The organism is Bradyrhizobium sp. CCBAU 11386, from assembly GCF_028128955.1.
In the GTDB taxonomy this organism is placed as follows: domain Bacteria; phylum Pseudomonadota; class Alphaproteobacteria; order Rhizobiales; family Xanthobacteraceae; genus Bradyrhizobium.
Genome location: NZ_LBKA01000143.1, coordinates 1 through 9,310 on the forward strand (window position 1 = coordinate 1; position 9,310 = coordinate 9,310).

General features: G+C 56.7%; 8 protein-coding genes and 1 pseudogene. 2 read left to right on the top strand and 7 right to left on the bottom strand.

Annotated elements, in window-relative coordinates; genetic code table 11:
- Together XI09_RS09355 and XI09_RS09360 are read right to left on the bottom strand one after the other, a co-directional pair.
- Positions 1-485: pseudogene (locus tag XI09_RS09355) on the bottom strand (alpha-ketoacid dehydrogenase subunit beta); the annotation flags it as partial.
- 5 nt (positions 486-490) lie between these two features.
- Complete coding sequence (locus XI09_RS09360) at positions 491-1,507, bottom strand: thiamine pyrophosphate-dependent dehydrogenase E1 component subunit alpha (RefSeq protein ID WP_271566581.1); 1,017 nt, start codon at positions 1,505-1,507, stop codon at positions 491-493.
- Between the two features lie 1,616 nt (positions 1,508-3,123).
- Here XI09_RS09360 and XI09_RS09365 point away from each other — a divergent pair.
- A complete protein-coding gene (locus XI09_RS09365) occupies positions 3,124-4,038 on the top strand; it encodes a TauD/TfdA dioxygenase family protein (RefSeq protein ID WP_271566582.1) in 915 nt (304 codons plus the stop codon).
- A gap of 79 nt (positions 4,039-4,117) precedes the next feature.
- On the top strand, positions 4,118-4,348 hold the full coding sequence (locus tag XI09_RS09370; RefSeq protein ID WP_271566583.1) for a hypothetical protein: 231 nt from the start codon (positions 4,118-4,120) through the stop codon (positions 4,346-4,348).
- A gap of 351 nt (positions 4,349-4,699) precedes the next feature.
- On the opposite strand, the gene XI09_RS09375 is transcribed toward XI09_RS09370, so the two are convergent.
- From XI09_RS09375 to XI09_RS09395, 5 genes are all read right to left on the bottom strand, one after another.
- Entirely contained in the window at positions 4,700-6,004 is a 1,305-nt protein-coding gene (locus XI09_RS09375; RefSeq protein WP_271566584.1) for an IS701 family transposase, read from the bottom strand.
- Between the two features lie 84 nt (positions 6,005-6,088).
- The gene (locus XI09_RS09380; protein ID WP_271566585.1) at positions 6,089-6,859 is read right to left on the bottom strand and encodes an SDR family NAD(P)-dependent oxidoreductase; all 771 of its coding nucleotides are present in this window, start codon (positions 6,857-6,859) and stop codon (positions 6,089-6,091) included.
- A 310-nt stretch (positions 6,860-7,169) separates the two neighbouring features.
- Positions 7,170-8,000 carry an aldo/keto reductase gene (locus XI09_RS09385; RefSeq protein WP_271566587.1) on the bottom strand — a complete coding sequence of 277 codons (831 nt, stop codon included), beginning with the start codon at positions 7,998-8,000 and terminating at the stop codon, positions 7,170-7,172.
- A gap of 352 nt (positions 8,001-8,352) precedes the next feature.
- Positions 8,353-9,048 carry a 2-oxo acid dehydrogenase subunit E2 gene (locus XI09_RS09390; protein ID WP_271566586.1) on the bottom strand — a complete coding sequence of 232 codons (696 nt, stop codon included), beginning with the start codon at positions 9,046-9,048 and terminating at the stop codon, positions 8,353-8,355.
- A partial coding sequence (locus tag XI09_RS09395; RefSeq protein ID WP_333939063.1) for a biotin/lipoyl-containing protein occupies positions 9,048-9,310 on the bottom strand: 263 nt, incomplete at its 5' end. The genes XI09_RS09390 and XI09_RS09395, both read right to left, overlap by 1 nt.

Genomic DNA, 9,310 nt, shown 5'->3' on the forward strand with positions numbered 1-9,310 from the left:
TCGGCGGCGCTGGTCGGGCTGATGATCTTGAGGCCCGGCACGTTCATGAAGAACGTGTAAGGTCGGTCAGCATGCTGGGCTGCCACCGACTTCATTGAGTACATACAGGAACGAACCACGATTGGAACGTCGATCTGCCCTCCTGTCATGTATCGCAATTTTGAGGCCTGATTAATGATCTGATCCGAAGCCAGATAAACGAAGCTCGCAATTGTAAGGTCTATGATCGGGCGCAACCCGTTGATCGCCGCGCCGATCCCAACGCCGGTAAAACTGCCTTCCGAGATCGGCGTGTGCCAAATTCTATTTTTCCCGAATCGCTCGACGAGTATGCGGCCGCCATATGCCGAAATGTCCTCTCCCATGAGGATGACACGCTCATCACGCTCCATTTCCTCTATCTGCGCCCGCATGATGGCTTCACGATAGGTCATCTGAACGTACATGCAGGGCGCCGCGGCAAATTTCTGGGCATGAGTTTGCATGTCAACTAATTCCTCTCCGGCCCGTCAATCGAGCTGTCGTGACCTTCCAGCGGCGAGTTGAACATGTAGTCTGGCAAAGTGTCCGGCCGAGGCAGCGGGCTGGACAAGGCAAATTGTACAGCCCGCTCAACGGCTTTGGCAACTTCCTCTTCAATTGCCGCCAAGCTACGTTCATTGACGCCGTGTTCGAGCAGCTTAACGCGATAAAGCGCGATCGGATCTCGGTCGCGCTTGTAACGCTCGACTTCGTCGACCGACCGGTAGGGCGGCCCCGAAATCACCATGCCGAAACTGTGCTCATCGAACCGATAAGTGTCAGCTACTATGAGAGTAGGCCCGTCGCCCGCGCGCGCTCGCGCGACAGCCTGCGCTGCGGCTTCGTAGACGGCGCTCACATCCTGCCCGTCAACCGTAACGCCTGGCATGCCGTAGCCCGCAGCCCGCAGCGCGATGTCTGACTGCCCGTGGCTTTGCGCCACCGAGGTAGAAATTGCATAGCCGTTGTTCTCGCAAAAGTAGATGACCGGCAGCCTCCACAGCGATGCCATGTTGAGACTCTCATGGAATGTGCCCTGGTTCACCGCTCCATCGCCGAAGAAGCAAAGAGTAACCTGATTGACGCCCCGCACCTTAGCGCTGAACGCGCACCCTGTAGCAAGAGGAATGCCCCCTCCGACAATACCTGACTCGCTGATGATCCCAACCGATCTGTCTGCGAGGTGCATCGAGCCACCGCGCCCCTTGCAAATGCCGCTCTCCTTGCCCATCAGCTCAGCCATGAGCGCGTCCAGATGCGCCCCCTTCCCGATCGGATGGCCATGCGAACGATGCGTTCCAGTCATGGCGTCATCATCACGAACAGCGAGACATGCTCCCACGATAGCAGCCTCCTGCCCCACGCTCGCGCGGAGGGTACCTGGGATCTTGCCAGCTTTGAACTGGCGCATGCCCTCTTCTTCGAATCGACGGATGCGCAGCATTCGCCGATAAGCCTCAAGTTTCTGACCACCGCTCAACTCCATGATCCACAGTTGCTCCAAACATCCAAGCAAACAATAAGAATCCGAATGTCATAGCGCAGGCTCTGTAGATCCGGCGCGTATGAATCCTCCACTTTCCCTCGCTATCTATCTAAACAAAGGACGCGCCGACGAACAATCGAGCCACGGCGAGCACGAGGTAGTCGGATTGACGAGAATTGATTTTTGCGGCCTCAGCATTTTTGATCTTGAGCGTTTCAAATCGCAGTTATCGGAGAAACCTTCCTCTTGAAGCACTCCATCTCGCCATCATGGGAAAGGATGCCGCAGGCCAAGTGTGCCTGCCGAGGCTAAGACCGTCCTTGGCGACCAGCAATTGAGCCCGGGGACGGCTTCCTCATGGACTTGTATGGAGGTTCGCGGGGGCAGCAATGGTCTTGCTCGCATCGCTATGTACTGTCTCCTGGTTACAGAGCGTCGGAAGCAAGTGCTGCGCCAAATGACTTGAGGCTAAAGAAGCACCCGACATTTGTAGCGAGGGGCGTCGTTGGAAGAAATTCGCGTACCTTCCTTTTGTCCGAAGCTGGACAAGGATGTTAGAAGCGGAACAAAAGGTCGCCTGAGTGGGCGATGCGGACGGGCATGGTCAGGCGAAGGCGCTGCCGCACCCAGTTGAGAGGCATGACGGCAATGGCGCTCGGTGGCCCATCGCTCTCGAGGATCGATTCATGCCATCTCGGTCACGGTCCCCGGATCGGTCCGGACAGCGTCCAGGTAAATCGCGCCCATGACCAAAACGATGTGTTCGCGCCACATGCAGTTCCGCGAGATGCTCACCTGCCATGGTAGTGCTTCACCGAAGTGGGGTGAGGCAGGTGTTCCACTTGACGCCAGGCTGGCCGTCCTAGCTTAAGCTCTAATTAGTGCATGCGCTTGCTGCGGGCCATGAAGACGCCGCCGCAATACGGCGGCGCGCAGCATTCGCTCACTAGCGTCGACAGCGTGTGCACCGAATTGCGAAGGTCGACAGCTGTCGCACAGCACCATCGTGACTTAGACGACGCCTTGGCGCCAGCGCGTCACAATTTGCCGTCGCCGTGACATAAGCCGCCTGTGTCAAGGATATTCGTATCCCTCAAAGCTCTCCGCCACGATCCGAGTTTCGAACTGGATTTACCTTAAAACTGAAAAACAGGTTCCTGACAGGTTTGTCACCTCCGCGACAGGTGTGCTGGTCTTTGTTCCGTCAAGACCTCCACGACCGGGATTCGATCTAGTCGCGTGCTTGTCGAGCACTGTGCCACGGATAGACAGTTGTGGCAGGGCGGGCGGCTCTTCACCGCTGCCCAGGACGAAATGCATTGAGTTAAGACCATTATAGGTCACTCCACGGAGAAAGCCCCCACTTAGCGTGCCAATACAGCTTCCTCGTTTAACGTAAGGCCTTCGTATGGAGGAGTTTCCGACTGGCACACTTCTTGATCGGATCATTGGGACGCGAGGCGTTGCCATGAAACTACCAGTTCCATGATTCAGTGCCCCCGCGAGTGAGCGATTGTCTCATGCAGGTCGAATGAAGACCAGCAAATTTGTCGCTGCTTTCCTGTACGGCGACAGAATGGCGTCATCTAGCAAAAAACAACCTTAGAGAGTAACATATGATTGAAACAGCCTCCATCGATAATGTCATTCCGTGTGTAGATGTGGTCAAATGCACAGCGCGCATCGGCGCCGAAATCATGAATGTTAGGCTGTCGAGCGATTTGCCGAACCAGATGGTCGCCGCGATCAACAAGCTGCTGTTGGAACACAAGGTCATCTTCTTCCGCAACCAGGGCCATCTCGATGATGCTGAGCAGGAGCGCTTTGGCCTTCGCTTCGGAAAGCTTGTGCCACCGGCGTTAGGTGCTGCCGAGGGAACAACCGCAATCCTCGAGCTTGACTCGGCGCGCGGAGGTCTTCGGGCTGACAGTTGGCACATCGACATGTCTTGTATGCACGCTTATCCGAAGATTGCAGTGCTGCGAGGCGTTGTCATCCCGCCGGTCGGCGGCGACACGGTGTGGTCAAATACCGCAGCCGCCTATCTCAGCTTGCCGCCGCCGCTGCAACGGCTAGCGGAGGACTTATGGGCTGTTCACAGCAGCGCATACGACTTCGCCATAACCGTCCGCCCGAGCGAAGCCGATAAGAAGGGCTACGACGAGTTCAGTACCAAAACGAGGTTCGAGACCGAGCATCCCGTAGTACGGGTCCACCCCGAGACCGGCGAGCGTACGCTGGTTCTCGGTAGTTATGTGACGCGTTTCGTTGACATTCCCAAATGGGACGGCCACAAGTTATTCGATGTGTTCCAGTCTCATATGGCCGCGCCGGAAAACACCGTCCGCTGGAACTGGAAGCAGGGGGACATCGCTATCTGGGACAATCGCGCCACGATGCATTATGCGGTGAAGGATTATGGGGACCAACATCGCGTCGTTCGTCGCGTGATCATCGACGGCGACATTCCCGTCAGCGTTAAAGGTCGGTGCAGCGTGGCGCGTCAAGCTCACCAGGCAGCAGCCAGCTGACGTCGTCGAGCGTGCTCGCAGAGTTAAAGAATAGCGAGTTGATGTCGCTTCTGCTCTTATGGGAGCCGTGAAGCGCGGCATGAAGCCCGTCAACGGTACGGCAAACTCCGATATGCAGGCCGCATTGACGCGGGCTGCGTCGGAGCAATTTGGCAAGATTCTGCTAGCCACGGATGAGGTGGTATTCGAAGCGATGGACAAAAGCATGCGGTTTCGCGAGTTTTGGCGTCCCATTCGTGCCGGGGGTGATTATCGCTCGCGCCGATACCAATTGGATGTTCTGGCGATAGGAGCCATCTCGAGGCTGTAAAAGCAGCGATGATCTATCGGGGACCAACGAGCCCCGGAAGGCCACTCAATCGCCCCAAACCACTCAAGCGCCGTTTCGACGTGGAGGCTCGATTCGCGGCAGTTTCGTGGACGGTAGCTTGGCCCCTTTTCTCCACTTGATGTGCGAAAGTACGCACAATGAGACCGTTGCCTGACAATCATCATCACCAGCGATTTTTTTTGGGAACCCCTAGTCTTACTGCGTCATAAATTTCGATGACTGCTTTGTCTTGAGATTGCTCTGATACAACAAGGGCATCGAGATAGTGTGGACGCGAGAGCGGCGCTCAATTTCCGCCGGACAGTCGAGATCGAATTTGGAACGTGGCGTTCAGGCCGCAATGGCGGAACCCCTCGGGCGATAAGTTTCGGGAATTGTAACCTCTTTGAAAAGCCCGGACGAACCTGTTGCTGAGGGGGGAATCGTCTCCCGCTCGGAGACCAGGAATCCGTAGGCCGCGATGCACAGCGTTGCATGATGGTGGAAGCCGCGCCAGCCTCGTCCCTCGAAGTGGCCAAGACCGATCTCCTGTTTGAGTTCGTGGTAGTCGCGCTCAATGCGCCAGCGCAGCTTGGCCGTGTCAACCAGCTGACGGAATCCAATGTTCTCCGGAAGCGTCGAGAACCAATATTTGGTGGGTGCTTCCGCGCCCTCCGGCCACTCGATCAGCAGCCATTCCTGCGGCCGGCTTTCGGCAAGCCAGTAATCTCGATGTGCCGGACGGATGCGCACACGGGCAAAGCGCGAGGATAAGCGTTCTGCCGTCCCTTCACGCCACGTGATCTTGCGCCAAGCATCCATTGGCAGGTCAATCGCAAGCTTCTTAACTGAGATCGGTCGGTACTTGCCATCACGTCGAAGCAACTTCGGAGGCCGCCCGTTCCCTGACCACTTCTTCGGCGGCTGCGGCCCAGTGCCAGGGGGCCATACGGATGTTTGCGGCTGGATGCCGGCCACATAGTTTAAGCCGAGATCTGTGATGCCCGTACGCAGATCGGTATCAGTGCCATAGCCGGCGTCCATCAGCACTACGCCACGCGGCAAGTCCCCTGCATAGGCCCAGCGCAATTGCTCAAGCGCGATGGCCGGCTTGGTTTTGAAGGTGATCTCCTTGGGCACACCGGCTTTGCGCCGACGCGGACGGTCGGTCGCCCACTCCTTTGGTAGATAAAGTCGATACGCCACCGGCAGGCTTGCATCATGATTTGCGAGCGAAAGCGTCACAGCGACCTGACAATTGTCTTGTTTGCCCAACTGGCCGCAATATTGCCGTGCAACTCCGACCGAATGCCGCCCTTTCTTAGGAAAGCCCGTATCATCGATGATCCAAGCTTCGATCTCTCCGTGGCGTTCGATGATCGGCAGCACTAACTCACGGACCTTGGCCAACACTTGCTGATCCGACCAGTCGCCTTGACCGACAAAATGCAACAATGCCTGATGTTGCGCTGCTGTCCGCTCCGGAGCCGTCATCGCCGCCATCGGCTCGACACTCTTGCGATCGCACGGCATCATCAGTCCGGTGCAGTAATCGCGAAGCGGCTTGGTCCGTCCCGCATGTCCAATCACGCTCGCAAGGCCCTCAATATATGTCGAAAACCGCGACGCTACGTCTCCCGATTTTGTCAGATCCATCTCAGCCTCCCCATGCTGAAAAGTGAGTCTTCTCAAATATATGATTCTTCTCGGCAAAGGCCGCGACACTCTGACTCAGTAAGACTAGGCTGCATAGACTCCGCCATCGATAATGTGCGAGGCACCGGTCATGTAGGATGCCTTGTCTGAGCACATCCACACTACGGCCTCGGCGATCTCCTCCGGCAGGCCTAGTCGGTTCATCGGTACCGTGGCCATCAAGTCGTCGCGCGTCTTCATGGTCCAGTGCTCGGTCATCGGAGTTTTAATATAGCCGGGATTGACGCAGTTTACCCGGACCTTGTCCTTGGCGTATTCCAACGCCGCCGTCTTGGTCAGCCCTATCACGCCGTGCTTGGCCGCGACGTAATGCGTCACGGTCGGCATTCCGACAACGCCTGCGATGGAGGCGGTGTTGACGATCGCTCCGCCGGAGCTCTGCTTCAGCATCTGCGCGATCTCGTGCTTCATACATAGGAAGACGCCGGTCAGATTAACGGCGAGCATGCCATCGAAGTTCTCGCGGCTCATCTCGTGGGTGCGCTGGCCGACCGAACCGCCTGCCCGGCTGCTGATGCCGGCATTGTTGAAGGCACAGTCGATCCGGCCGAGCGCGGCGACCGTACGCGCCACCATTGCCGCGACATCGGCTTCATTCGCCACATCGCCGCCCAACGCGACCGCGTGTCCGCCCGCCGCGTTGATCAGGGCCACCGTGGCGGCGGCGCCCTCTTGCGCCTTATCGGCGACCGCAACGCGCGCACCTTCCTTGCTCATTGCAACTGCAGTCGCGCGTCCGATGCCCGATGCGCCTCCAGTCACAAGCGCTGCCTTGCCGTCGAGAATGCCCGCCATTGGTGTTCTACCTCGCTTTTCTTGTTGCCAGCCGCAAAAGGAGTAAAGGTAATGGAATAGCCATGTCGCTCTTTCGACAGTTCATGTCCCGATGGTTTTCAATGTGTAATCATGAGGTGCTTGAACAGCCATAATGACCTGCCGCGTTCGATGTCCTGGCCAACCTTTCCGGAGCCGCGCGAATGATATTGGAAGAGGATTGGCCGCTGTTTTTTGAGTCGCATGAGAGCGAATGGAACGCAGATTCTCTTTTATCTAGAGACAAAAAACCCGCCTTGGCGCTGGTCGGTTTCCTTGTCACGCAGCAGGTTCATCCTTCGTCCCATTCCGGCGAGTAATCGGGATCGTATATGCGCAGGTTGCGCGACCGGAGCTGCGAGATCGCCGACATCTCCTCGCCGGAAAGCTCGAAATCGAATAGGTCGATGTTTTCAGTCACCCATTCCTTGCGCTCGGCGCGCGGAACGGCAACCACACCCTCCTGCTGCACGTGCCATCGAAGCACGATCTGCGGCGGAGATTTGCCGTGCCGCCTGGCGATCTCCCCGATCGCTAAATCGTCGAACAACGCTTCGCCGCGACCGAGTGGAGCATACGCAATCATCGCCATGTTAGCCGCGCGGCAAGCGGCATAGACCTTGGCTTGGTCAAGAAATGGATGATATTCGACTTGGTTGGCAACAAGTGGAGCATTCGACAAGTGAAACGCCTCCGCGAGTAGCGCGGTTGAGAAGTTCGACACGCCAATGTGCCGTGCCATGCCGCAATCGCGAACCGCGTTCAACGCCTTGATGGACCCCGCCAACGGAATTTCCGGGTTCGGCCAGTGGATCAGCAGCAGGTCGAGCGTGTTGAGGCCAAGGCGCTTCAGGCTCTCCTCGGCCGATCGCTCCAGGTCTCGGGGACCGATATCGGTCTTCCAGACTTTGGTTGTGACGAAGATGTCTTCGCGCGGCACGCCAGAAAATCGCAGTCCCTCGCCAACTGCGCTCTCGTTGTCATAGGTTGACGCAGTATCGACATGACGATAACCGACCGAAAGCGCATTGGCGACCAGTTCCGCGCACGCTTCGTCCTTCAGCGTCCAGGTCCCAAGCCCGATTACAGGAATCGCGGCGCCGTTCACCATCACCCTATGCATAAAAGCCATGCTTCCTTTATCCTGGCATAGCGGATTTCATGGAGCAAAGATGCGCCGTTGGCGCGCTCTTCTCACGGCCGCCGTCCAGCAAATATCGACGAAGTATTCAGCGACTGTTCGATCATGGCGAAAGGCCGCATGCATTCCGCGCTACGAGCTCGCACAGCATCTAATTGCAACCTCTTCGTCAGAGATTTTCATGCCTGTTGGTCCTTAAAGGAAGGTTCGTATTGAGACGAGGCTATGGTGCAGCAGCTTCTGTGAAGGGTTGTGGCAAAAACTCCGACTAGTCGATCCGCTTTGTGTCCACGTATCTCTTTTGACTGACAGCTCGATGCTCGTTTCATGCGGCTTAGACTCTTCCCAATCTCTCTGGATCCGCAATGACATTGCGCAAGCTGTGCAGGAATTTGCTCGCTTCGGCGCCATCGACCGCACGATGGTCAACAGAGAGCGTGCAGGTGAGCATTGTTGCCACCCTTATTTCGCCACCGCGATCTGCAACTACTTGCGGGGCCGCGCGGCCTATTGCCAGAATGGCACATTGAGGAGCGTTTATGATGGCGTCGAACTGTTCAATACCATAGCCCCCAAGATTGGATATGCAGAAGGACCCCCCGGACACCTCACTAAGTTTGAGCGCGTTGCGGCCTGCTCGCTCGACGAAATCCTTTACTGTTGTCGAGATTTCCGTCACCGACTTACTTTCGGCTCCGCGTACGACGGGTGTCGCGAGGCCACCTTCAACAGCGATCACTACCGAAATATCCGCGCTTTGAAATCGTTGAATGGCAGTATCTGTCAGCTGACAGTTAAGGGCAGGATTGTCGACCAACGACACAGCAACTGCCTTGATGAGACAATCATTAATCGAGATTTTTTTTGTTGGATCCCCATCGGTGTTGGCTGTCCGCCAACGCAGGAGGCAATCAACGTCGATGTTAGCAACAAGGCGAAAGTGAGGAATCGTCTGTGTTGCATGCGTCATCCGGGCGGAGATGGCTTTCCGCAACGGTGTTAGTGGAATCTCGGTAAAAGAGCGGGACATTAGTCTAGGATCGTCCCGATGACAGCGTTGATCCCGACAGTCGCACCTTCTGGTTCGACGATTGTGCTCAATATACCCGTCGCCGGCGCTTCGATCTCTACAGTGGCTTTGGCAGTCTCGACTTCGGCGATGATTTCGCCCTTACGGACATCATCTCCGACTTTTTTCAACCAGCGAACTAGTGTAGCTTCCTCAATACCCATGCCACTGGAGGGTACAATGACGTCGGTTGGCATCTTTGCTTCCATTCTTTTCAGAGTCC